Origin of the sequence: Streptomyces sp. NPDC014889, assembly GCF_043081205.1 — a bacterium.
GTDB lineage: Bacteria > Actinomycetota > Actinomycetes > Streptomycetales > Streptomycetaceae > Streptomyces.
In genome coordinates, this window is record NZ_JBIBWH010000018.1 from 1 (window position 1) to 22,644 (window position 22,644).

19 protein-coding genes and 6 pseudogenes are annotated in these 22,644 nt (G+C 67.9%); 12 read left to right on the top strand and 13 right to left on the bottom strand.

The window, feature by feature from the left end:
- Window positions 1–890: 890 nt before the first annotated feature.
- On the bottom strand, window positions 891–1,451 hold the full coding sequence (locus ACF09J_RS30245) for a hypothetical protein (RefSeq protein ID WP_392308644.1): 561 nt from the start codon (window positions 1,449–1,451) through the stop codon (window positions 891–893).
- A gap of 299 nt (window positions 1,452–1,750) precedes the next feature.
- Between ACF09J_RS30245 and ACF09J_RS30250 the strand changes: the two genes are divergently transcribed.
- Window positions 1,751–2,386, top strand: coding sequence for a hemolysin III family protein (locus tag ACF09J_RS30250; RefSeq protein ID WP_392308725.1), 636 nt, complete (start codon window positions 1,751–1,753; stop codon window positions 2,384–2,386).
- A 96-nt stretch (window positions 2,387–2,482) separates the two neighbouring features.
- Here ACF09J_RS30250 and ACF09J_RS30255 read toward each other — a convergent pair whose 3' ends face one another.
- Complete coding sequence (locus tag ACF09J_RS30255; protein WP_392308645.1) at window positions 2,483–2,821, bottom strand: MerR family transcriptional regulator; 339 nt, start codon at window positions 2,819–2,821, stop codon at window positions 2,483–2,485.
- Window positions 2,822–3,886: 1,065 nt separating this feature from the next.
- Here ACF09J_RS30255 and ACF09J_RS30260 point away from each other — a divergent pair.
- Window positions 3,887–4,246 (top strand): hypothetical protein, encoded by a 360-nt coding sequence (locus ACF09J_RS30260; protein ID WP_263232858.1) that lies wholly within the window; start codon window positions 3,887–3,889, stop codon window positions 4,244–4,246.
- A gap of 176 nt (window positions 4,247–4,422) precedes the next feature.
- Window positions 4,423–5,601 (top strand): annotated as a pseudogene (locus ACF09J_RS30265) (IS30 family transposase).
- A 56-nt stretch (window positions 5,602–5,657) separates the two neighbouring features.
- On the opposite strand, the gene ACF09J_RS30270 reads toward ACF09J_RS30265, so the two are convergent.
- The 4 genes from ACF09J_RS30270 to ACF09J_RS30285 form a co-directional block, all read right to left on the bottom strand.
- The gene (locus ACF09J_RS30270) at window positions 5,658–5,984 is read right to left on the bottom strand and encodes an SCO5918 family protein (protein WP_392308646.1); all 327 of its coding nucleotides are present in this window, start codon (window positions 5,982–5,984) and stop codon (window positions 5,658–5,660) included.
- A 49-nt stretch (window positions 5,985–6,033) separates the two neighbouring features.
- Window positions 6,034–6,435, bottom strand: a complete 402-nt coding sequence (locus tag ACF09J_RS30275; protein ID WP_392308647.1) for a CBS domain-containing protein — start codon at window positions 6,433–6,435, stop codon at window positions 6,034–6,036.
- 45 nt (window positions 6,436–6,480) lie between these two features.
- On the bottom strand, window positions 6,481–7,977 hold the full coding sequence (locus ACF09J_RS30280) for a DEAD/DEAH box helicase (RefSeq protein ID WP_392308648.1): 1,497 nt from the start codon (window positions 7,975–7,977) through the stop codon (window positions 6,481–6,483).
- 348 nt (window positions 7,978–8,325) lie between these two features.
- Window positions 8,326–8,529: a cold-shock protein gene (locus ACF09J_RS30285; RefSeq protein WP_014145516.1), complete on the bottom strand. Its 204-nt coding sequence runs from the start codon at window positions 8,527–8,529 to the stop codon at window positions 8,326–8,328.
- 507 nt (window positions 8,530–9,036) lie between these two features.
- Here ACF09J_RS30285 and ACF09J_RS30290 point away from each other — a divergent pair.
- Window positions 9,037–9,390 carry a hypothetical protein gene (locus ACF09J_RS30290; protein ID WP_392308649.1) on the top strand — a complete coding sequence of 118 codons (354 nt, stop codon included), beginning with the start codon at window positions 9,037–9,039 and terminating at the stop codon, window positions 9,388–9,390.
- 27 nt (window positions 9,391–9,417) lie between these two features.
- Here the strand turns inward: ACF09J_RS30290 and ACF09J_RS30295 are convergent, their stop codons facing one another.
- The 3 genes and pseudogenes from ACF09J_RS30295 to ACF09J_RS30305 form a co-directional block, all read right to left on the bottom strand.
- Window positions 9,418–9,660 (bottom strand): DUF5302 domain-containing protein, encoded by a 243-nt coding sequence (locus tag ACF09J_RS30295; protein WP_134028265.1) that lies wholly within the window; start codon window positions 9,658–9,660, stop codon window positions 9,418–9,420.
- A 205-nt stretch (window positions 9,661–9,865) separates the two neighbouring features.
- Window positions 9,866–10,237 (bottom strand): annotated as a pseudogene (locus ACF09J_RS30300) (RNA helicase); the annotation flags it as partial.
- A 293-nt stretch (window positions 10,238–10,530) separates the two neighbouring features.
- A complete protein-coding gene (locus ACF09J_RS30305) occupies window positions 10,531–11,583 on the bottom strand; it encodes an IS110 family transposase (RefSeq protein WP_392308650.1) in 1,053 nt (350 codons plus the stop codon).
- 418 nt (window positions 11,584–12,001) lie between these two features.
- Here ACF09J_RS30305 and ACF09J_RS30310 point away from each other — a divergent pair, with 418 nt between their 5' ends.
- The 7 genes and pseudogenes from ACF09J_RS30310 to ACF09J_RS30340 all read left to right on the top strand — a co-directional run bounded on the left by ACF09J_RS30310 (window position 12,002) and on the right by ACF09J_RS30340 (window position 18,410).
- Entirely contained in the window at window positions 12,002–12,208 is a 207-nt protein-coding gene (locus ACF09J_RS30310) for a hypothetical protein (protein ID WP_392308651.1), read from the top strand.
- A gap of 209 nt (window positions 12,209–12,417) precedes the next feature.
- Window positions 12,418–12,828: a hypothetical protein gene (locus ACF09J_RS30315; RefSeq protein ID WP_392308652.1), complete on the top strand. Its 411-nt coding sequence runs from the start codon at window positions 12,418–12,420 to the stop codon at window positions 12,826–12,828.
- 298 nt (window positions 12,829–13,126) lie between these two features.
- Window positions 13,127–14,761 (top strand): hypothetical protein, encoded by a 1,635-nt coding sequence (locus ACF09J_RS30320; protein ID WP_392308653.1) that lies wholly within the window; start codon window positions 13,127–13,129, stop codon window positions 14,759–14,761.
- A gap of 58 nt (window positions 14,762–14,819) precedes the next feature.
- Window positions 14,820–15,908, top strand: a complete 1,089-nt coding sequence (locus tag ACF09J_RS30325; RefSeq protein ID WP_392308654.1) for a hypothetical protein — start codon at window positions 14,820–14,822, stop codon at window positions 15,906–15,908.
- Window positions 15,909–16,925 carry a hypothetical protein gene (locus tag ACF09J_RS30330; protein WP_392308655.1) on the top strand — a complete coding sequence of 339 codons (1,017 nt, stop codon included), beginning with the start codon at window positions 15,909–15,911 and terminating at the stop codon, window positions 16,923–16,925.
- Entirely contained in the window at window positions 16,915–17,424 is a 510-nt protein-coding gene (locus ACF09J_RS30335) for a hypothetical protein (RefSeq protein WP_392308656.1), read from the top strand. Before ACF09J_RS30330 ends, ACF09J_RS30335 begins: the two co-directional genes overlap by 11 nt.
- A 405-nt stretch (window positions 17,425–17,829) precedes the next feature.
- A pseudogene (locus ACF09J_RS30340) lies at window positions 17,830–18,410 on the top strand (GNAT family N-acetyltransferase).
- Window positions 18,411–18,427: 17 nt separating this feature from the next.
- Here ACF09J_RS30340 and ACF09J_RS30345 read toward each other — a convergent pair.
- Window positions 18,428–19,294, bottom strand: a complete 867-nt coding sequence (locus tag ACF09J_RS30345) for an abortive infection family protein (RefSeq protein ID WP_392308657.1) — start codon at window positions 19,292–19,294, stop codon at window positions 18,428–18,430.
- A 518-nt stretch (window positions 19,295–19,812) separates the two neighbouring features.
- Between ACF09J_RS30345 and ACF09J_RS30350 the strand changes: the two are divergent.
- Window positions 19,813–20,244, top strand: a pseudogene (locus ACF09J_RS30350) (hypothetical protein); the annotation flags it as partial.
- Window positions 20,245–20,275: 31 nt separating this feature from the next.
- Here the strand turns inward: ACF09J_RS30350 and ACF09J_RS30355 are convergent.
- From ACF09J_RS30355 to dmpG, 3 genes and pseudogenes are all read right to left on the bottom strand, one after another.
- Window positions 20,276–20,803 (bottom strand): annotated as a pseudogene (locus ACF09J_RS30355) (transposase).
- The gene (locus ACF09J_RS30360) at window positions 20,800–21,339 is read right to left on the bottom strand and encodes a winged helix-turn-helix domain-containing protein (protein ID WP_392308658.1); all 540 of its coding nucleotides are present in this window, start codon (window positions 21,337–21,339) and stop codon (window positions 20,800–20,802) included. The pseudogene ACF09J_RS30355 and the gene ACF09J_RS30360 overlap by 4 nt, the downstream one beginning before the upstream one ends.
- 386 nt (window positions 21,340–21,725) lie before the next feature.
- Window positions 21,726–22,383: pseudogene (dmpG, locus tag ACF09J_RS30365) on the bottom strand (4-hydroxy-2-oxovalerate aldolase); the annotation flags it as partial.
- Between the last annotated feature and the right edge of the window lie 261 nt (window positions 22,384–22,644).

Sequence of the window (22,644 nt, forward strand, 5' to 3'; positions counted from 1 at the left end):
TGCTCGAAGACGGTCATGTTGCGGCCGATCTCACCCAGGCCGCCCAGGGCGATGACCCGCAGCCCTCCTTCGGGAAGAGGCGGGGCGGCTTTCAGTTCGGGGTGCGGATGACTCATACCCTGACGGTACCTGGAGAGCGGGACAGGGTGATCCATCGCCTGTGTGATCTCTTCCTCCCGACAGGGTCGGGGCACCACAACGGGTGTCCGGGGACGATCCGATGACGCCGGCGGCCGGACAGGGAGGGGTAAAGGCGGTACCGCCTTCGGTGGGTCAGCCGTGCGCCCGGTGGTGCCGGCGAAGATCTCGTGCCCCTTGTCGTGGTGGCCGGCCTCCGCGGCCTCCTGGTGCGCCTCGCCGCTGGGCCACTCGGTGTACAGCAGTGCCCGAGTGCCGTCGGCGCTGTGCGGGAGGTGCGCCCGATCTTGCCCCGGGTGCCCGCCGCCCCTCGGCTGGGCGGCGATCACGGCGTCCGTGAAGGCGCGCTGCCACTCGACTCCATGACGTCCAAGGCCGCGGTGACCAGGCAGTGGCGTGTGAGTCTCGTCGGCTACGGCGAGACCGAGGTACCGGCGGCATCGAGACGGCCCCGCGAGGGCGGCTGTCAAGCCGCTGCCCCCGCAGGTACGGGTCGTAGGCGGCGTCACCGGCCCTTTGTGCGCAGGTCAGCACAGTGTCACCGTCGGTGCTCAGGAACCAGGACAGTGCGGCGAGCCCGTGCGCCCACGGGCCGCAGCCATGCCATTACGAACCCGTCCTCACGGCAAGGGCCAACTGACCGACGCCTCCCACCACCACCGTCCGAGTCGTGCCCGGATTCGTTCGATCAAAGGTCACTGCTCGAACGTCCCGAATAATTCGGATGCTTGTGTGTGCCGGCGCGGCCGGGGTCAGACACTCGTCCATGCTTCGATGAAGGCGTTACGTCCGGCCGCATCGGGCGACTTGTGGCCCGCGTGAAGGACGCGCCAGGCGGTGAGTTCCAGGTCCCGGAGCCAAAGTTCGCCGATGACCTGTGTTTTGAGATCAGGGAGGTAGTCGGACTCGGCGAGCGCCTGGCCGATCACCTCTGCGGCCGCAACGCGCTGGGGAGGCGTCATCTCGTCTACGGCCGAGAGGATCTGTCCGGCCAGACCGGTTCCCTCTCCGGCCAGCGAACGCAGCACCAGGTCCTTGATATTGGTCGGCAGCAGGTAGGCGGTGCCCGAGGATCTCCACAGGTTCGACCAGAAGCGTTCTCCTGCGTCGGTGGGGGCGGGGAGCGCAGCCAGCAGTCCGAGGAGATGCGCGGTGCCCGCGTAGCCATCGGAGTGGGCCGCCGCGAGGACCGCTATGCCGGCGACACGCTCCACGTCGAAACGGCCGGTTTCGAACTGTGAGGGCAGCCCCAATCTTTGATCCAGCTGATCTGCGAGGGGGGCGGATGCCTGGGAGGGGAACTCGGGAAGCATCGGCGGTCCTTGGGCGTAGGTGGGCGGAGATACGCGCTCGGGAACCTTGGTCCTTCCCATGGCCAGGCGGCTTACACGGCTTCCGGAGGTCCAGTTGGTGGCGAGACCGACCTTGAGGGACGCTGTCACGGGCAGGCTCTTAGCATGATCGGATGGTTGCCGATGATGCCCAGAAGAACGAGACAGGACGGGAAGTTGTGTCTGGGGACGCCGTAGCCGGTCTCCCCGGCGGATCACATCATGGCCATGCCGGGGAGGAGTTTCACCCGGTTGCCGACCTGGTCGAGTGGGCGGCCGACCTGGTCGAGCCGGTCAAGCCGAAGCTCCGTGGCTGGCTCCATGGCGCGATGGTCCCTGCCTCGGTGAGCGCCGGCATCGTCCTCGTCTGCCTGGCCCGGACCCAGCAGGCGGCCCTGGCCTGCACCGTGTACTCCGTCACCGCCTGGCTGCTGTTCGGGACGAGCGCCGTCTACCACCTGGGTACCTGGGGGCCAATGGGCGAGGCCGTCCTGCGTCGCCTCGACCACGCCAACATCTTCCTGATCACCGCCGGGACCTGCACCCCTCTGGCCGTGCTCCTCCTCCCTCCTGACCGGCGAACCCTGCTGCTGTGGATCGTATGGACGGGCGCGCTGACCGGTATCGCCTTCCGCGTGCTGTGGGTCAACGCTCCCCGCTGGCTGTACACCCCCTGCTACCTGGCCCTGGGATGGGCACCGGTGCGTTACCTGCCTGACTTCCTGCACACCGGCGGTGCGGCCGTGGTCACCCTGACAGTGACCGGCGGTCTCCTCTACAGCGCGGGCGCGGTGGTCTACGCCGTCCAACGCCCCGACCCCTCGCCCCGCTGGTTCGGCTTCCACGAGGTGTTCCACGCCTTGACCGTGGCGGCCTTCACCGCGCACTACATCGCCATCTTCCTCGCCGTCTACTGACGGTGGAGCCGTTCGGACGCGAGCACCATCTCTGCGCGCCGCAGCCCGGCCACGCGCGAGTGTGACAGCCCGCCGATACCGGCGGGCCCGCTCAGCTCAGGCTGCGGCCGATGGACTGGACGATCCGCCGGTGCGCCGGTATTCGGCGTTGATGCGCTGGGCTTCTTCGAGCTGGTCTTCAAGGATGATGATCCGGCATGCGGCCTCGATCGGGGTGCCCTGGTCGACGAGCTCACGCGCGCGGGCCGCGATGCGCAGTTGGTAGCGGGAGTAGCGGCGGTGTCCGCCCTCGGAGCGCAGTGGTGTGATCAGTCGCGCTTCGCCGATGGCGCGGAGAAAGCCGGGAGTGGTACCGAGCAACTCGGCGGCCCGGCCCATCGTGTAGGCGGGGTAGTCGTCGTCGTGGAGACGGCTTAGCGACTCGTCTGCTGTCATCTCACCTCTCTGTGGAACGAGTAGAGGGGCCTTGGTGCCGTTTGGCACCAAGGCCCCGAAGGAACTGCAACACCATCTGCCGGCCCTAGTGCTGCGCCGGCCTTCTGTTTCCGCCCAGCCGCCTGATACTCCGACGGAGGTGCGGGGATCGCGGATGCGTGACCGGAGACCACCTACCTATCGATGTCCTGCGGTACCCGGGCTCGCGTCTTCCGCCCGGGCGATCCTGATGGTGCTCGACTCCTCCGTTCTTCCCTCGGAACCAATCACTTGCAAACAGGGACTGCGTACTTCTTGGTACTGCAACCGCGTCAACTGCGGTCCTGCTCGCGGCGGCCCCTCATCACTTCGGGCCACCCGGTCCGGTCGTCAGTCCCGTCGCCGTCGTACAACAACCTGGCTTCGGAACTCCACCACCGCACCGTCATACGTGGACTGCTGCCCGGCAGTTCGTGTCTGCCGGGCCTTGCCCGATCTCGGCTACGAAAGAAACCATAATCACCGAGACATCGAATGTCTACTTCAGCGAGCATAGATTTGCTGCGGCTCGACGATGAGGTCTCCCGCTGAGCCGATCTGCGAATACTGGGGGCCGTCCGCAGCGCAGGTCGACGCACGGATGAGACCCAGAGCCGCCCGCGGAGCTTCCCGTGGCGGCGTCGACCGGCGCGGCGCGTCGACCGCGATTCTCAGCCCCTCCGGCGAGCACGGTGGCTCGGGTGGGTTGGCGGGCGGGGCGCAGGGTCGGGTAGGCAAGGGCCGGGCATGAACGATCCGCAGACGAGGGCGACCCTGATGAACACAATGTCCGTCAACGCCACAGCTGCCCCGTTCCACGCGGCCCTTGCCGACGCACGCGATACCGCGCAAGCGTTCATCGAAGACCTGCGGCAGCCGAACGGCAGCAGACCACTGCCGTCGCCGACAACGCCCCTGGCTCGCAGCCGCCGCACATGCGCACCCCCGGCCTGTAGTGCGGCACCAGGGGAGCCGTATGCGCCCGTCTCGCCCGGTTGCGCCATCGTCCAAGCCGCCCGGGCGGGCCGGTGCATAGAATCCGACCCCATGCCGAAGCTTGACGAGCTGCTCGTTGCGATAGCTGCCCTTGTGGAGTCCGGGCAGAGCAATCAGATGTCCCTGACAGTGGTCACCAGTGGTGCTGTCATCACCGGTCGGCTGGCTCCGGAAGCCATGTGGAGGCAGAGGGTGTCGGAGGTGCTGACGGACTCCGCCGACCTGGGCGAGTTCTCCGCCGTCTTCGACAACCCCGCGAGGAAGGACGGACCGCCCACGCATCTGCATTTCCACGTCGCCCGGATCCTGCAGGGTACGGTGGGGATCCCGGAGACAGGCGGGATGTACCGCGTCGCGATCGAGGACGTCAGTGCCTGGACCGTGGGCGACTTCAGCTACTCCGACCATTGACTCACCGACCCACGGCACACAGAGGCCCCACCGGCACGCTTCCGTTCTAGTGGTCGTCGCAACACCCCAGTCCAAGGGGTGCGATGGACTTCGAGATCCGGAAGGATCGACGGCCTCAGGGGCTCAGGAGGTCGGACCCTGAGCGGGAGGAACACCTTCGGCTCGTGGATCTTGGAATAGGGAACACGGAAGCCTGCCGGATCATCGGCATCAACCGCCGCACCGGCAAGCGTTGGCTCTACGGCCGGCAGGCATCCGGGAGGTACAGGGCAGCCCCGCCCCTCGTGGACACGGGGCTGCCCTGGCAAGCGCCCGAACCCCCGGCTCGCCCTGAGGAACCCGTCGGCCCGTCGCGCTACCTCAACGAGGCCGACCGCATCCACATCGCTGACCGGCTCCGGGAGACGGCGTCCGTCCGGGCCATCGCGGCCGAGCTTGGCCGCAGTCCCTCCAGCGTAAGCCGGGAGATTGCCACAACCGCACGCTCATGCCCAACGGCGGCTGGTCCTACCGTCCGTACGCCGCCCAGCGCCGCGCGGACGCCCGCGAACCGCGCCCCAAGCCCGGCAAGATCGGCCAGAACCCCAGGCTGCGGGACTTCCTCCAGGACCACGTGACCCGGCGGTGGAGCCCGGAGCAGATCTGCCACGCTCTACGGGCACGCTTCCCCGACCAGCCGGAGATGCACGTGGTCCACGAGACGATCTACCAGGCGCTTTCCGACCAAGGCCGCGGGGAACTGAGGCGCGAGCTGACCCGGGCCCTGCGGACCGGACGCGCGATACGCCGCCCGCACCGGCACTCGGCGGCTCGCCGATCGCGGTTCGTGCACCCCATGGCCATGATCAGCGAACGGCCCGCCGAGGCCGCCGACCGGGCTGTCCCCGGCCACTGGGAAGGCGACCTGATCGTCGGCAAGAACAACGGCTCCGCCATCGGCACCGTGGTCGAACGCAGTCCACCCGCCAGCACCCGCTACCTGATGCTCGTGCACCTCCCACGCGATCACGGCGCCGCCGCTGTCCGCAACGCGCTCACCGAGACCGTCCAGACCCTCCCGCCTCACCTGATGCCGTCCCTGACCTGGGACAGGGCATCGAGCTGGCCTCCCACCGCGCCTTCACCATCACCACGGACATCCCGGTCTACGTCTGCGCCCCGACCAGCCCCTGGCAGCGCCGCTCGAACGAGAACACCAACGGCCTGCTGCGGCAGTACTTCCCAAGGGCACCGACCTGTCCCGCCACACCCGCGAGGACCTGGACGCTGCCGCCACCGAACTCAACAGCCGCCCACGCAAAACGCTCGACTGGGAGACCCCAGCCGAGCGTCTGTCTGAACTGCTCGCGGCTTAATCAACTCACCGCCTGGACTTCGCCCACGCCGGTGGGGCCTCACGGTTCGGTTCGGCTCACACCTGTCCGTAAGTCAGGCGGACAGGCGGAGTGCCGAGCGTTGCGGAAGCCGGCCCGTACGGGTCGGCCAGGGGCGCAGATGCGGCGGTAGGGCGGGTGCGGCAGGTGAAGCCGAGTTGGGTCATGGCCCTGAGGACTTCGCCGGTGCTGAAATCACGCCGGTCCTGGCGGGTGACGACCTGGCCGACCTGCTTGGCGGGGTAGTGGCGTCGTCCGATGATGACGAACTCACCGGTGACCAGCTCAGGTGTGACACCCTTCATCGATTCCACCACGCCGCTCTTGGTCAGGTCGAACGGGAAGCGAGCGATGACACAGCGCATGATGCCTCCAGGGAGAAGAGAAGACGGGGCCGGGTGGGGTGACGGCGGTTCAGCGAGAGAGGGCGAGGACGCCCAGAGCGTTGCCGTGTCCGTCGACCACGGGCGGGGCCCCGAGTCGGCGGCAGCGCATCGCACGCTCGGCTTCGGCCGTCGTGGCCAGCGGCGAGGCGAAGGGCCCGATGACGTCGGCGATGTCACGCAGGCGGATCCGGTCCGTATATCCGGAGCCGTCACGAACGGCCGTGAGCCGGTCCCGGGTGACGAGGCCGGTGCACATACCGTCCTCGTCGCAGACGACCAGCTGACCTGTACGGGCGGCGGCCATCACGGACAGTGCCACCTCCACGGTCATGTCCTCCCAGACCTGCGGTCCGGCCGCGTCCGCGGGATCGGCCGCCGTCTGCACGGCGTTGGTACGTGTTGAGCGGAACTGCGTCTGGTCCAGCGTCAAAGGGTGCCTCCTGCGAAGTTGGGCGGGCTTCCTGACACGAAGGTTCTATGCCGCCGCACCGGCGGTGGACTGCCGTACGGGCGCGCGGCGGGCCGCCGAGACGGGGCGGCGTCGGCCGCGTGAGGTGGCGCCGCGCTTCTTGGGGCGTTCGACCACCGGTGCGGTGATGACGACCGGGATGCCGGAGGGGGCCTGGGCGCCGGTGATGCGGTGCAGGGCCTCTTCGCCGACGCGGACCTGGGTGGTCTGCGGGACGATGCCGGCCGCTGCCATGAGGCGGGTCATGCCGCGGCGCTGGTTGGGGGTGACCAGGGTGACGACGCTGCCGGACTCTCCTGCGCGGGCGGTGCGGCCGCCGCGGTGGAGGTAGTCCTTGTGGTCGGTCGGCGGGTCGACGTTGACGACGAGGTCGAGGTTGTCGACGTGGATGCCGCGCGCCGCGACGTTGGTCGCTACCAGCACATTGACGTGTCCGGTCTTGAACTGTGCCAGCGTGCGGGTGCGCTGTGGCTGTGACTTCCCGCCGTGCAGGGCGGCGGCCCGTACCCCGCTGTTCAGGAGGTGCTCGGTGAGGCCGTCGACGGCGTGCTTGGTGTCGAGGAACATGATCACGCGGCCGTCACGTGCGGCGATCTGGGTGGTTGCCGTGTGCTTGTCGGCGCCGTGAATGTGGAGCACGTGGTGCTCCATCGTCGTGACCGCGCCGGCCGAGGGGTCGACGGAGTGCACGACGGGGTCGCTGAGGTAGCGGCGCACGAGCAGGTCGACGTTGCGGTCGAGAGTGGCGGAGAACAGCATGCGCTGGCCTTCGGGGCGGACCTGGTCGAGGAGGGCGGTGACCTGCGGCATGAAGCCCATGTCGGCCATCTGGTCGGCCTCGTCGAGGACGGTGATGGAAACCTGGTTCAGCCGGCAGTCGCCACGGTCGATGAGGTCTTTGAGGCGTCCCGGCGTGGCGACGACGACCTCGGCGCCAGCGCGCAGCGCGCTCGCCTGCCGGCCGATCGGCATTCCGCCCACCACCGTGGCCAGCCGCATCCTCACGGAGCGGGCGTACGGGGCGAGCGCGTCGGTGACCTGCTGCGCCAGCTCACGCGTGGGTACGAGGATCAGCCCCAGCGGCTGCCTCGCCTCGGCGCGCTGCCCGGCCGTACGGGCCAGCAGCGCCAGCCCGAAGGCGAGGGTCTTGCCGGAGCCGGTGCGGCCACGGCCCAGTACGTCCCGGCCGGCGAGGGAATTCGGCAGGGTCGCGGCCTGGATCGGGAAGGGTACGGTCACGCCTTGCGAGCTGAGCGCGCCCAGCAGCGCCCCGGGCATGTCGAGGTCGGCGAAGCCCTCCACGGCGGGGAGCGCGGGAGTGATCGTCTTGGGCAGCGCGAACTCCCCCTGGACCGCGGCGGGCCGGCGGCCGTAACCACCGGAACGGCTCGATCCGGCAAAGCGGCGACTGGCCGACGAACCGAATCGGCTGCCGCCCCTTCCGGATTCGGCACTGCCGTTACGGGTGCGGTTGAAGCGGTCGTTCGTGCGTGTGCGGTTCATGCGGAACCTTCCTCGATACGGCACATATCAAGGAATTCCCGCAGCGATCAGCAGCACAGAGAATTGCAAGAATGGACCGGTGGAATGCGACAGCGAATCTGACCGACGGAAAATCCGTGCGGGCACAGGCGCTGGAATGAGTGGCGCGAAGCGGACGCAATGTCCGGGCGTCCGCCGCGATGAAGCCATAAAGGGATGCGTGCACCCCCTGAAGGATGCCCCGTATGCGGTGAGCCTACGGGTTTCCTGGTTGTCGTCCGCAGGCGAAACCACTGCGGAAAATGCGAGTAGCTGGGGCCCGCACCCCGAAGGACGCGGGCCCCAGCTACAACTACGCGACAGTCAGCGTCAGGCGAGAACGATGTTCTCGGCCGTCGGACCCTTCTGGCCCTGCGCGATGTCGAAGGTCACCTTCTGGCCCTCCAGCAGCTCGCGGAAGCCCTGGGCGGCAATGTTCGAGTAGTGGGCGAACACATCAGCGCCGCCACCGTCCTGCTCGATGAAGCCGAAACCCTTTTCCGCGTTGAACCACTTCACAGTACCAGCAGCCATATCATTTCTCCTTTGGGGCAGTGCATCGGGATCCGCACTGCACGGACCCCGTGTCGCCGCGATGATCACCCCGCCGGGAAAAAGACCGGATAACAAAAGTGCTTCCAGTGGCACAGGCGCCGCCCGGAGGGCACTTGAAGTTTTGGGAACCACAACTGCAACTGAGATCGACAGTAGCACGCCGAAGCGGCCTGTGTACGGTGAAGAATCCCACCCCCACTTAATGCGGTAGAGAATCTGTCTGCCTGTCCCGTTGAAAACCTCAGCTCGCGGGCACAGATTTTGACCCAGCCGGAGCGCAACGTTTCGGGAAGCTTTGGGGGCGCGCCCAGCGTAAGGGCTGCTCCCCCAAGGTATGGTGCGGGCGGGCGTGGAGATCAGGGTGGCTCAGGCAAGCGTCACGGCCCGTCTCCGGCGCACGCACGGGAGCGGCCATATCGAAGACCATCAAGGACCAGACCGTCGATCAGCTCGGTGGAAACAGCAGCATCCTGGTGCGGCAACGCCGTGAGCACGAGGAAACGGCGGCTGACGGATCAGTACCTGACCCTCGACGACCTTCAGCAGCGGGAACGCGTTCTGAAGCAAGCGGTGCAGCTGGTTTTCAGCCATGCCTTCGTGGAAGAGACGGTGCTGTGGCCCGCCGTACGAGCCTCAGGCCCGGACGGCGAGGAGCTGACGGCAGCCGCAGTCGTTTTCCCGGAATTCCAGTTCGGCCGCGCCACCGACCCGAGCCAACCGCATCTGGGCCATTCCCCCAGGCGAGTCCGCCGGCTACGCCCGCCCGCGACGCGCGCACGGGCATGCGCACGTCGCGGGCCGCTGGACGGGACGCGCGAGTGGATAGCGCGATGCCGCTGAAGCGGTCAGATCACGGGACTCATCGACTCAGCCGCCGCTCTTGCGCCTGAACGACCGCTGGCTCGCAGCCGGGCCGTGCGCCGAACGCACCTTCGACGCATCGGACTTGGCGGCAATATCAGCGGCGTCCGCCTGCGCACCGCGCTTGCGCGCCAGGGCTTCGCGGAACTTGCGCTTGAGGTCGTAGTTGCCGTCGCTGTCCGGCTCCAGAGGGGACGTCTCCGGGGCAGCCGGCTCCGAACCTTCCGTAGATACGGGCTCTGCGGTCATGGTGACCTCCTGGGTTCGGGGGTGGGCAAGCACAGCTTGTCATGCTGGGCGCAGTGCGAGGCGCCGGCAACATCATTCTGCTCCGTTTCGGCGGGTATCCCTCTCGCGGCCAAAGGCGTTGACTTCGTAGGTGAGGCGCACATGACGGCTTCGGGTCGGGCCGAGGGTTGTCGATCCCGTGGCCAGGCTGCCAGGGCAACGGCTCTCAGCCGTTGCGATGCACGAGGGCGGCCCTGCGGGCCTCGGCGAGCTTGCGGGCCTCGCCCGCCTTTCGGGACTTGCCGCCGGCGCCGCAGGAGGTGCCCTTGCTGGTGCCGAGGCCGTGGAAGGGAGCGTTGGTGTTCTTGGGTCGGGGGACGGCGGGCCCGCCGTCGAGCGGGATCCCGGAGGGAGTCTTGGCGCCGGTGATCCGGCTCAGCTCCGCCTCGCCCGAGCGCACCTTGGTGACGGTCGGCTCGATGCCGGCCCCGGCCATCATGCGGCTCGTCTCGCGGCGCTGGCCCGCCAGCACGAGCGTGACCACGCTGCCGGACTCACCGGCGCGGGCGGTGCGGCCCGCCCGGTGCACATAGTCCTGTCGCAGCTTCCGCGACCATGAACAGCCTGCGGACGAGAAGCCCGTGCGCCCCTCGGCGGGGGCAGGCATCGCCTCAGACGCCTCCAGGGGCGTTCGACTTTGCAGGGGCGAAGGCTATGACTGTTGGTCGCCAAGGGCCCCGGCCGGATTTGCCGAGCACTCGACGCGAGGGCGCAGGGAGGAGAACCCGAGGGCAACGGTGCCGACGCCGGAGCTGCAGCACACCCGCCCGAAAGCCCCCGCCGGCCGCGTCTGCAGGGGCTTGCCTTCGAACGCCTCTCTCACAGACGCCCCTATAACGCGGGATCGGTAGATGCCGTCCTGACCAGGTTGAAGACCTCTCGGGCGGCATATCGCTTGAGGCATCGGATGATCTCACGCCGGGTCTTGCCTTCCTGGGTGCGGCGTTCGTAGTACGCCTGGGTACGAGGCTCGTGGCGCAGCCGGGTGAACACGATGCGGTGCAGGGCAGCGTTCGCCTGCCGATCGCCGCCGTAGTTGAGCCGGCGCTTGCTCGGCCGGCCAGAGGAGTACTCGACGGGGCTGACTCCGCAAAGGGCAGCAAAGGACGCCTCGGTGTTCAGTCGCTCGGGGTTGTCTCCCATGGTGATCAGTAGAGTGACAGCGCTGTCCGGGCCGATGCCCACCGGTACGAGCAGCTGGGGGGCGTGGCGTTCGACGAGCCGGGTCAGGCGCTGGTTCAGCTCATCGATCTGCCCGGTGAGCTGCTCAATGCGCTCGGCGAGCATGCGCAACGTCAAGTGGGTGGCCTGGGTCACTGCGTCCTCGTCTCCCCCACCGCCGGGTAGGCCGAGGCGTGCGCAGGTGCGGAACAGCTCGCGGTTGCCCAGGCTGGACAGCTGTTCCCGAAGGACGGGGTCGGCGATGACCAGGACGGCTTTGAGCTGGTTGATCGCCTGGGTACGGGCCTTGACCGCGGAGTCCTTGGCAAGTTTCAACATCCGGGCGCTGTGCACCGGACCGTCGCCGGACTTGGCCCGGGCCCGGGCGCGACCGCTGAGCACAGCCCGCGCGGCGGCCTGCGCATCGAGTGGGTCCGACTTCCCCAGCAGCCGGCGGGCCGAGCGGTCGGGCCGGTTCACCTCATATACCTCGACCTGCTGCGCCAGCAGGTAGCGGGACAGGCCCGCGCCGAAGGTGCCCGTGCCCTCCACACCGGCCCGGCGCACCGTACCCCGCTTGCGGGCCCACGCGAGAAGCTGCCGATAGCCGGCCGCTGTCGCCGGAAAGGACGCGGTCCCCAAGATCTTCCCCAGCGAGGAGATCACGGCGGCGACGTGAACCTCGCCGTGCGTGTCCACACCCAGTACGACCTCTTTCCGCACGGGAGGGTCCGTGCTCGAGGAGGTGCTGCGCTGTCTGGTCGTCATGGTGGTTCTCCTCCCGCGTGGTGACGTGCTGGGTGGATGGCACCGGCCTGCTCGGGCGGTCTGAACCGTGATGGCGCCTGAACTCGGCAAGGCCCCTATTGGGACACGCCCTGTGGCTCGGTGGCAGGCAACATCCCGCAACGGCAGTCGACAGGTCCGTGACTGGACACTTCGGTCATAGATCTCACGAGTCAGACCTCCGCCCGGGACGGCACTGCACAACCGTCCCATCGATCCCGGTACGGCGGTATGACTCGATCACTGCCGGATGACTTCGGCCGAACCGATGCTCAACCTGACTGAGCGAGCTGACAAGGCGTTGACTCTCGTCCGCTCCTGACCGGGTATTGGCAGGGAGACGTCACGCAAGGAGGTGGTGCTCACCGGCTGCGGCAGCTGCCGCTCGTCCCCCGTGATCAGCACCCCGATGGCCCACTCACCGGAAGAGGACTCCTGGATCTGCTTCGACTGCGGATCGACCCACGAAGGCGTCTGTACCTTCTGCGGCCAGGCCGCCGCCCTCGTCTCAAATATGGGCATGTACAGCGACTGGTACCAGATCCGCCTCGCAAAGTTCTGACCTCGACGTGCAGCCCCGGCTCACTCGCCACCAGGGCCACCACGCCGATGATCAGGCCCAGCACGTCGACGGCGACGGAATTTCCTACGCCTGATCTGCACCGAGCTGCCGGTTCCATCGGCTCAGGGGGACTTGGTGTGTCAGCGCAGCCCTCTACGCTGAGATCCGACACGCGCACGGTGGGGCGGCAGGACGGTCAGAGGACGGCAGTGGCATCGAACGACAGCAGGGCACACAACTGGCAGAGCATCCGTGAATGGGACGGAAGCCAGCATCGCGCGTTCGAGGAACTCTGCTTCCAGCTCCGCACGCCGGCGCCTCCAGGCTGGGAGACGATCAAAACTGCTGCTCCGGACGGCGGCGTCGAATGGTACGACCAGGCGCCCGACGGCAGCGCTGCGCACGGATACCAGGTCAAGTTCGTCCACAACATCGACGATCTCATCCCTCAGGCGAAGAAGAGCGCCAAGACAGTCGGTGAGAACATCGCGAACCGGAAGATTGTCCGGCTTGAGTTCCTCACCCCCTTCGACCTCTCCGACCCCACCCCCGTCACACCGCGCGGGAACGCGCGTACCGGTGCGAGGGAGCGGTGGAACAACAACATCGCCCGGTGGTAGAAGGACCTGCCCGGTCTTGCCGACGTGGAGATCCGCTACGTCGGTGGCGGTGAGCTGCTGGAGCGGCTGACCCGCCCTGGAAATGAGGGACGTCAGTGGTTCTTCTTCGAACGGCGGGCGCTGGGCAGCGAGTGGTTCAGGGAACAGGTCACGTTTGCTGAGCGTCTGGCCGAGGCGCGGTACACACCCGAGCATCATGTGGCGTTGCCCCCTTGCGCGCGTGGCGGATGCGTGCGCCCTGCCACAGGAGTTTCTGAGGCAGGGCGTCCAGCGGTCCCGGGATCTGCAGTCCGCTGTGGTGACGCTCCTTTCCGAGATGACGCGCTGGTACGACAGCTATCCCGCGCCGGACAGCAGCCCCGACCATCAGGCGCTGTCGCGCTGGGTGCACGCGTGGACGCCCGCATTGCGGGAAGGCGCGGACACCTTGGTCCGCGACCTGTCCGCTGCATCCGCATCGTCCGGTTTCCCCGCCGAGCAGAGCTCGGCTGTGGCGGAGGACATGCTGGAACGGCTGGGTGAGTTCAGGGACATGGCTGGCCGGTTCGCTGAGGAAGAGTCCGAAAGCGACGACGCCACCTCTGCGGCCGGACAGGGCGCAGGCGCTCCGGTGACCGCGGCGCAGAGCGTGCAATGGTTGTGCGAGCGCGCTCTGGCTCGTGCCCTCGACGCCTGCGAGCGCTTGGGCAACTTGTTGCGGAGTCCCGCTGCCCAGGCAGCGGAGAAGAAGACCTGGCTGCTCCTAGGGGAAGCAGGGCAGGGCAAGACGCATCTGCTGGTCGACGCCGCGCGACGGGCCGTAGACGAGGGCCGTCCGGCGCTGGTGGTGTTCGGGCAGGAGCTCACCGGGCACGACACGTTGAGTGAGATCGCGCAGAAGCGTGGCCTGGGGCCGCTTGCCGAGCGGGACTTCCTCCAGGCGCTGGACGCCGCTGGCGCGGCCAGCGGCTGCCGCTTCCTGTTGATCATCGATGCGCTCAATGACTCCGACGACGCCGGGAACTGGAAGAGCGAACTGCTCGCACTGCAGGTGCGTCTGGCCGGGTACCAGCACATCGCTTTGTTGGTGTCCTGCCGCTCGACCTTCAAGTCGATCGTCGTGCCTGATCGTTTCGATGTGCCGGCTTCCGTGCACTCCGGCTTTGCAGGACGGGAGATGGAAGGGCTGGAGAGCTATCTGCGGGGTGTGGCGGCGGCGCTTCCCAACAATCCCCTGCTGGCCTCGGTCTTCACCAACCCGTTGTTCGTAAAGCTGTACGCGGACAGTCTGAGCAAGAGCTTGAAGCGTGGCGGGTCGGGCGGGCATCCGCGTGACCGGAGTGCGGTGTTCGACGCCTATGTCGACCATCGTGCGGCGACCATCTGCTCCCGGCTCGGGCTCGATCCTCTAGAGCGGCCCGTGCACCGTGCGGTGGACGCCCTGGCCTCGCGCATGGCCGCCGCACAGCGTTCCGTGCTGCCGCGTGAGGAAGCCCGCGCTCTTGTCGACGCGTACGCTCCGGCGGCGACCGCATGGCCGGAAACGATGCTCGGGCAACTCCTCGCCCAGGGGCTGGTGTCCAACGAGCGAACCTTCATGGCCGAACAGGCAACCGGTATCGGTTTTCCTTACCAGGCGTTCGGCGACGACCCGTGTTGTGCGGTCGGTCTTCGCTGCCCACCAGGACGAGATCGACGCGCTACGCGAGGGACGCCCGCTGGCCGCCGATTCCTCGCTGCGGAGCTGGCTGGGTCAGGCTGCCCCGAACTATCAGGAGGCGGCATCGATTCTCCTGCCCGAGCAAACCGGGACGGAACTCATCGACCTGCTGGCTGGCTCTCCCCCATCGGTAACGGCCGCCGCTGGCCCCGGCAGGCGCGCGGACGCACGAGGCTACCGGCTGGCCCGCAGCTTTCTGGAAACGCTTCCGCTGCGCAGCACACACAGTATTAACGAACGCACCATCGAACTCCTCAACGAGACCGCCGCACGTCACGGACGCAATTCGGACGTGCTGGAGGCCGCGGTGGCGGTGACCGCCGAGTCGGGGCATCTGCTGAACGCCGACCGTCTCCACCAGGTGCTACTGCGAAAGCCGCGACCCGAGCGCGACGCATGGTGGGGCGTCGAGACCTACTCATTGCTGTGGGACGTCACCGCACTGCACCGGCTGCTGCGCTGGGCCGAGCAGTACCCCACCCCGCGCCATCTCCACCCTGCGTCCCTCACGGCCCGGCCTCGGCTCGGTAATCGGACACGCCAGCCGGTGCAGGCGGCTGGAGCCGACGACGAGGAAGTCGTCCGGCTGGCGGCCACGACACTGGTGTGGACCCTCACATCCTCCAACCGGTTCCTGCGGGACCGGGCCACCAAAGCCCTCGTGCAGCTGCTCCTGGGACACGGAGACGTTCTCGTCTCCCTCCTGGACAGATTCCTCCACGAGGACGCGGAGAAGATCGACGATCCCTACCTCTTCGAGCGCCTGGTATGGGTCACCTACGGAGTCCTGGCCCGTCGCGGCGAGGACGCCAGCCAGCACGACCTCCTCGGCACAGTCGCCCGGCGGCTCCTCACGTACTCCTACGGTGCCATTGATTCGCCCGCGCATGCCTCACGGAACGCGCTGCGGTGCGAAGCGGCTACACGCGTTGTCACCCTGGCGCACCACGCTGGAGTCGTCACCGGCGAAGAAGCAGACGCGGTCAGGCATCCGCACGCCTGCGCTCAGATCGGGCAGGCTCCTGCGGAGGAGGACCTCGACGTACTCTTCCCGTTGCGGGAGCAGAAGGAGTCGCTGTGGGGGCCCCTCCGCTCGTCCCTTTCACCGCTGGGAGACTTTGCGGACTACCAGGTCCGGCCGGCCGTGCGCCATTTCAGTTTGCTGCCGTTGTCGACCGACTATCCCCGTCGGCCGGCGTGGCAGCGCGCCGACGATCCCGCCGTAGTCGACCCCGCCCGTATCCCAGCCTTCGCGCAAAGCCTTCCGGAGTCCGTCCGGCCCGCCTTGAGCACACCGGCTGCCGTTGAACAACTCCTCACCGGGAGGAAGGCGAGGGACGTCCTCGACGTGGACCAGTACGCGCAGCTGCGAGCCTGCTGAGTGCCCCCGGCAGACGACGAACGCCTCGCCGCTGCCCATGTCGACGCACAGTGGGCCGCACGCTGGATCCTCGCCCGCGTCGCCGACCTGGGCTGGACACCTGAACTCTTCGCCGAATTCGACAACATGCGTTCCCGCCACTCTGGCTCCCGTCAGTCTCACAAGGGCGAACGGATCGGCAAGAAGTACCAGTGGATGGCCCTCCACGAGCTCGTGGAACGCCTGGCGAACCATCGGCACCCCCACCGGCGGACCGAGCACGACGCCGCCGAATACCCCGGAGCGGCACGACTGTCGCTGCTCGACATCGACCCCTCCCTCCCCCCGGCCCGACACCCCTTCTCCGACACCGACGACGACAACAGTCGAGACGAAGCCGACCACGCCACCTTCGCGACCGCAGACCCCGCACACCCGCTGGCACCACCTGTCCCCGACCTGCCCGATGACGAGGGCGTCGACGAATGGATCAGCCGTCCGGACAACCTGCCCGACCTCGACGAACTGGGCATCCGCACTGACAGCCAGGACAGGCAGTGGATCGTCCTTTACGAACAGGCCGTGGACGACCACGACGGCCGAGGATGGAACGTCGCCCGCGGCCAGGCAGAGCAGTGGCACCGCATCCACAGCTGGCTCGTGCCCGCCCCTCAACTCACCAGCCTGCTCACATGGCTTGAGGGACGTTCGTTCACAAACCGGCTGATGCCCGAAGGAGCCGATCGCCACAGCCTTCTCCTGGCCGACTTCCCCACCGTGCCCGGTCCCTGGACCGATCCGGAACCCGACTCCTGGCATGTGAGTACCTTTCAGTACGACGAACCCGGTTCCGGTGGGGGACGACTCCCCTGTTCCAGGGGACGCCGATCTGTCCTCCCTGGAGCCAGCCCCTGGACCACCGGCTTCGGAGGAGAGCGTCGCCATCCCCGCCATCTGGCGGGAGCGGAGGGAGAAGCGCCGGGAAGAGCTGCTCCTGGAGCTCGCGGAGCAGTGGGCGGACGGTCCGATGGAAGATGACGAGGACGACTGGCTGGAGCGCATCCGCGCCGCACAGCCGCAGGGCCGGATGGTCCTCGCCACAGACCCCGACGGGGAACCCGTCACCGCTATTCCGACCGACCAGACCTACAACTGGAGCGGTCAGAGCCTTGATTGCTCCCTCGACGCGTCCGTCTCCGTGACGCTGCCCAGTGACCCACTCCTGAGAGACAGCGGGCTGCGGCGAGACCCGGACCGCCCCTTCTGGTACGACACCGACGGGCAACTGCAGGTGCAGTACCTGACATGGGACCGCCCAAGCGGCAGGGCTTACAGTCTCCTCGCGTCCAGAGAGTGGCTCGAGCACCACCTCGAGCGCAGCGGCCATTGCCTGGTCCAGGGCATGATCGGTGAACGGCAGCCAGTGACAGCCGAACGCCCGCGTGTCTGGAGAGAGTTCAGCCAAAGCGCCAGCCGCACGGCACAGGGTGGCAAGCCTGGGACCATCGTCACCGAAGTCAAGAGAAGCATCCGGTAGCAGGCCGTCGCCGGACTTGGCCCGGGCCCGGGGGCGACCGCGGAGTACGGCCCGCGCGGCGACCTGTGCGTCGAGCGGGTCCGACTTTCCCAGCAGACGGCGAGCCGTCCGGCTGAGCGGCTTTCCACAACCGTAGAACGCACACGGTGCATAGCATGTGGGTTGTGAATCTTCCGGCTCGCGTGCGGCAGGCTCTCAACGAATCTGTCCATCCAGCAGAGTTCGAACGGTGCGCTTGCGCCCTGTTGCAGTCCCGGTATCCGGGGTTGTCGGCGGTCGAGGGCGGTCATGACTTCGGCCGTGACGCAGACATCTACTTTCCTTCCGACAGCAATGATCCTCAGGCGCGGGGGCGCCTTATGGTCACCACTGGTGATCCGATCGCCAACGTGCGCAACGGGCCTGATGACCACCGACATCCGCGTCGTCGGGGGCGACGAACTGCTCGCCCATACCCGTGGCTTGCACTCCGTGTACGTCGACGCCTTCTGCGCCCCACCCTGGAACGAGGAGCAGGAGAAGGCAGTCGAATTCGTCGGTCGGCTGCCGGCAAACGTACGGCGTCCGGGGTTCACCGCCGCGCTCGCCATTCAAGGCGGGGAGGTCCTCGTCTTCGCCACCGCCTGGACCACCCACTCGCCCTTCCCCGCCGATCGCTGCTACCCGCAGGCCACCGCGGGCCTCGGACCCAAGCGCACGGTGGAGTGGCTATGCGGCTCCCGCGAGGTCGACGAGCTCGCCGTCCGCTCCGACGCGCGCGGCACCGGGCTCGCGGCCGGCCTACTGGAGGCGGTCACCGCTGACGCCTCCGAAGGCCGTTCCTGGCTGCTCACCTCCGTACGGTCGGGCCGGGCCATGGCCTTCTACCGCCGTCAGGGCTGGCAGGGCTGGACGCAGGCCACCCACCCCTCCCCGACGGCAACGGCATCGCAGTCTTCCTCGGCCCGTGCCACCCGGCTCGGCCCCTCGCTTCCCCCGCCCTATGATCGAGAAGGCCGCTAGGTCAAGTGGCGGGCTTGCGCCAGGGCGCTGCGGGGTCCGAGAGCGTGTCGAGAATCAGCTCACACCAAGTCACAGCAGCGTTGACCGTCAGACGTGCGTGACGGACCCCTAGTCCGGACGGCGCACTGGCTTGCCCGTGGCCGCTACCGAAGCCCTGGTTGCGTAGCTCGGCCACGCCCACGGCGATGTTCACCGAGCCGGAAAGAATCTTCTTCACGGCTTTGCTGCCGTCGGGCCCGTCAGGAGCCGACGCGGCATCGAGCTTCAGTGCCTTCTGGACATTGCTGACCAAAGCTGGGAGGGCGGCGTTCTTGTCGATCTCGATGCTTAGCTCCCGGAGGGCCGTCTTCGCCGTCGCCTCGATGAGTTGCTTGGCGGCTCCGATGGCCCCATGAGGGTCCGTGGTCAGGTCTCGCCTGATCCGCTCCAGCTCGACAACGATCCCCGAGCTGTCACTTAGTGCGCTCAGATCCCGGGAGAGGAGGGAAATGGGCGGGTGCTTCCACGAGATCCGGCCGCTCTTGTCGAGAAGGAATCCGTCCCGCTCCAGCCGAACGCCGATGTCCTCCAGCCACTTGGGGGTGCCCTGCTGGTCAGGGTCCCGGTACGCGCGGATGAAGTCCTCGAAGACGAGGAGCGCCCGCCGGACATGCTCGGGGTCAGACCAATCCACGCCTTCCGCGTAGAGCATGAACGTGGTCCGCCGCTGCCCGGGGTCGTCGTATTTCAGCTCCTCCGGAGGGATGGGTGCGAACCCATGGTCCTCCCACAGCTCCTCCACGATCCGGATGGTCAGATCCGTGGCGAGCGAGCGGAAAGCGTTGCGGGTCGCTGGACTCACCAGCTCCCGGCGGGCAGTGACGGTCATGGTCTGAAGATACGAGCAGCCCCTGACAACGTCATGGCCTTTTCCGACGAAGGCTCGGAGCCGCTCCGAACGGTACAGGTGAAACGGTGGAGAGCCGGGGCAAGGCGGGAGACCCAGGGCGCCCGGTGGAGGCCGTGATCTCAATGTCCTGATCCCCCTTCTCAGCTCGACGGCCCTCGGCATGATCGCGGTGATGGCCGCCGGGTGTCTGATCGGCACCGCCGCGGGGTTCCTGCTCGACACCAGCTCCCTCATGGGCAACTGGTCCCTGCGGGCCGCGACGGGCACCGGGGTCACTGCCCCTCGGGCCCGGCGTCAAGGAATGGCGAGGGTTCCTGCGAGGCTAGGGCTGCGTCGACGAAGGCCCGCACGAGCGCGACCTTCTCGGCTGCCGTGACGTCCTTTGGCGCGTACTCCAGCTCGCGGGCGTACGGCTTTCGCTGGCAGCGCCCGTGCCGCTCGGTCCGTTCCCCCACCGGTTGTGTGCCAACCGCAGTCCAGTTCGAACCGGTGCACGCCGTGTCAACCAGCTGCTGCGCGAGGCCGGCATCGAGTACGAACTCGCCGCCGAAGGAGAAGACCTCGGGCGCCTGGTCGCCGTCACCGACGACGCCCGCAGCACGCTGGTGCACCGCACCCTCAACGACAGCGTCCCAGACACCACCACCCGGATCCGCCACGCAGGACGCGGCACGTCAGCCGAGAGCAAGCGATCGGCGATCGTCACCCTCGCGGGCATCCTCGAAGAACGCCGCGCCCTGATCAAAGAGCAGGTCGGCAAGCCCGACGAAGGGGCGCTGTTCGAGATCGCCAACCGCTACGACCTGCGCCACCGCAGGGCCGACCAGCGCGGCGACTACGACGAAGCGTTCCTCGACTGGATCTTCTGGTGGTACCTCGCCACGGTGGAACTCACCAACCGGCTGATCGCGTCACGAGACCTCGACTGAAAGACCTACTGACCTTGAATGCGTGATGTCGTCATGGTGGGGCGGGCACCAGTCCGGTTCCGGTGAGGCAGCCGTCGAGGACGTCGTGGCGGTACTGGAGTTGGCGTAAGCCCCGCCGGACGGCGTTGATCAGGTCTTACGGGTCGGCGAAAGCACGGTTGGCGGTGGTGGTGCGCCGCAGTACCGACCAGATGCCCTCGACCGGGTTGAGGTCCGGGGCGTAGGACGGGAGTTGATAGACGGTGAGCCAGTCCCATTCGGCGATGTAGCGGCGCATCCCGGCTGTCAGGTGGGTGTTCAAGTTGTCCCAGATCAGCACGATCGGACCGCCGAGCTGCTGGTGGGCGGTCTGGATCAGATCGCGGTAGTCCTTCCAGGAGAAGCTTTTGCGTCCGTCGGGTCGGGCGTCCGGGCTGGGCCGGTAGATCAGCCGGGAGCGTTCGCCGGGTTTGTAGCAGACCAGGGCGGCGACGGATAACCGGCGGCGGGAGCGTCCCCGCACACGCACGACGGGAGTGTGGCCGCGGCGGGACCAGGTGCGGGTGGTCGGCGGCGTCATCGAGAAGCCGGCCTCGTCCTCGAAGACGAGCCAGGCGCCGAGCGCCGCCACGGTCCTTCCACCTGGGGCCAGGTCTCCTTCACCCAGCCGGCCACCGCCGCCTCGTCGCGCTCCACCGCCCGGCGCGCCGGTACCTGGCAGCTCCAACCATGCCTCTTGAGCAGCGCGGCGACCCCTTGCACGGTGTAGCTCTTGTGGAACCGACGCCCGATGAGCGTCTTGATCCGTGACAGGGTCCAGGTCTGGTCCGGCCAGCCATGCGCCACCGGCCCCTTGGCCAGCTCCTGCTCGAGCACGGTGAACAGCTCGTCACTGAGCAGCGGTAATGACGCCGGCCCTTTGGAGGCCAGGGCTCTCGGCCCGCCCTGGGACCAGGCCTTGCGCCAGCGCTGTACCGACCGGACGCTGACCCGCAGGTCGTGCGCTATGACCGCGTTCTCGTCACCCTGGACGAACCGCTCGGCCGCCGCCATCCTCAGCTTCTCGCGGAAGACCCGCCGCTCGTCGGTCAGTCCGCCCCCTTGCGCATACCGCATGCAGTCGGCATACCGCAAGGATCACGGGCCGTCAGCCCCTGCCGACACCACGCTTTGAAGGTCAGTAAGTGGAGTTCGGGCCTGCCGGAGGTGAGCTGTGCCAGCTTGAAAACCTCACGGCGTACCCGGCAGCCACGGTCACCGAGATCCGCATCTACATGTAGAAGGCGTACCGGGCTTCGGGTTCATAGGCGTCGGGGAGGTCGCGAAGGATGGCGCCAACTTCGCCGGCGAACCGCATCGTGACCGGTAGCCGCTCGGCGAAGCGGGCGGAGTTCCGCTGCTCCTGGACGGGGGCTGGCGGACTGAAGGATGTGGCCGGACCTACTTCGGACAGGTCCCAGCCGGTCGTGCGTCAGGCACCACGCTGATCGCTCCCGGTCAGGTCACCTGGCGGAATCGGCCGCCGCGAGGTCGAGGGCGATGTCCGTGATCATGTTCTCTTGGCCGCCGACCATCTTGCGCCGGCCGACCTCGACGAGGATCGCGCGGGTGTCGAGGCCGTGTCGGCGAGCGGCGGCCTCGGCGTGGCGCAGGAAGCTGGAGTACACGCCCGCGTAGCCGAAGGTGAGGGTTTCGCGATCGACGCGGACCTCGCGATCCTGCAGGGGACGTACGACGTCGTCGGCGGCGTCCATCAGGGGGACAGGTCACAGCCGTGGTCCCAGCCCATCAGGTCGGCGACCGCGATGAACGCCTCCAGCGGGCAGTTTCCGGCTCCGGCGCCCTGGTCGGCTAGGGAGGCGTCGACGCGGGTGACTCCGTTCTCGACGCTACGACGGAGTTGGCGACACCCAGGCCGAGGTTGTGGTGGGCGTGGATGCCGAAGCCGGTGTCCGGGGCGAGGGCATCGCGGTAGGCGCGGACGCGATCGCGGACGCCGTCCATGGTCAGGCGGCCGCCGGAGTCGGTGACGTAGACGCACCGAGCTCCGTAGGACTCCATCAGCTTGGCCTGGCGGGCCAGTTCGGCAAGTTCGGCCATGTGGGACATCATCAGCAACCCGGCCACGTCCATGCCCAGGTCGCGGGCGGCAGCGATGTGCGAGGTAACGCAGAAGCTCTGTTTCCACGGCTCGCGGACAGGCGTCCCTGATCGACAGGCAGCCGACGCCGAGGACCTCGCGCCGCCACCCGCTTCTACCGGCGGTCCATGCCGATCACCGGCGCGGCTTCTGGTTGGCTGACTGCGCCAGAAGCGCACCTGGGGACACCGCTGCGTCAACGGGCCACTCGGCAATCGACGTGTCAGGGTGGACGCCGCTGAGCGCGGCCTGCCCGTCTTCCCCTGCCCCTGCCCGCTCGA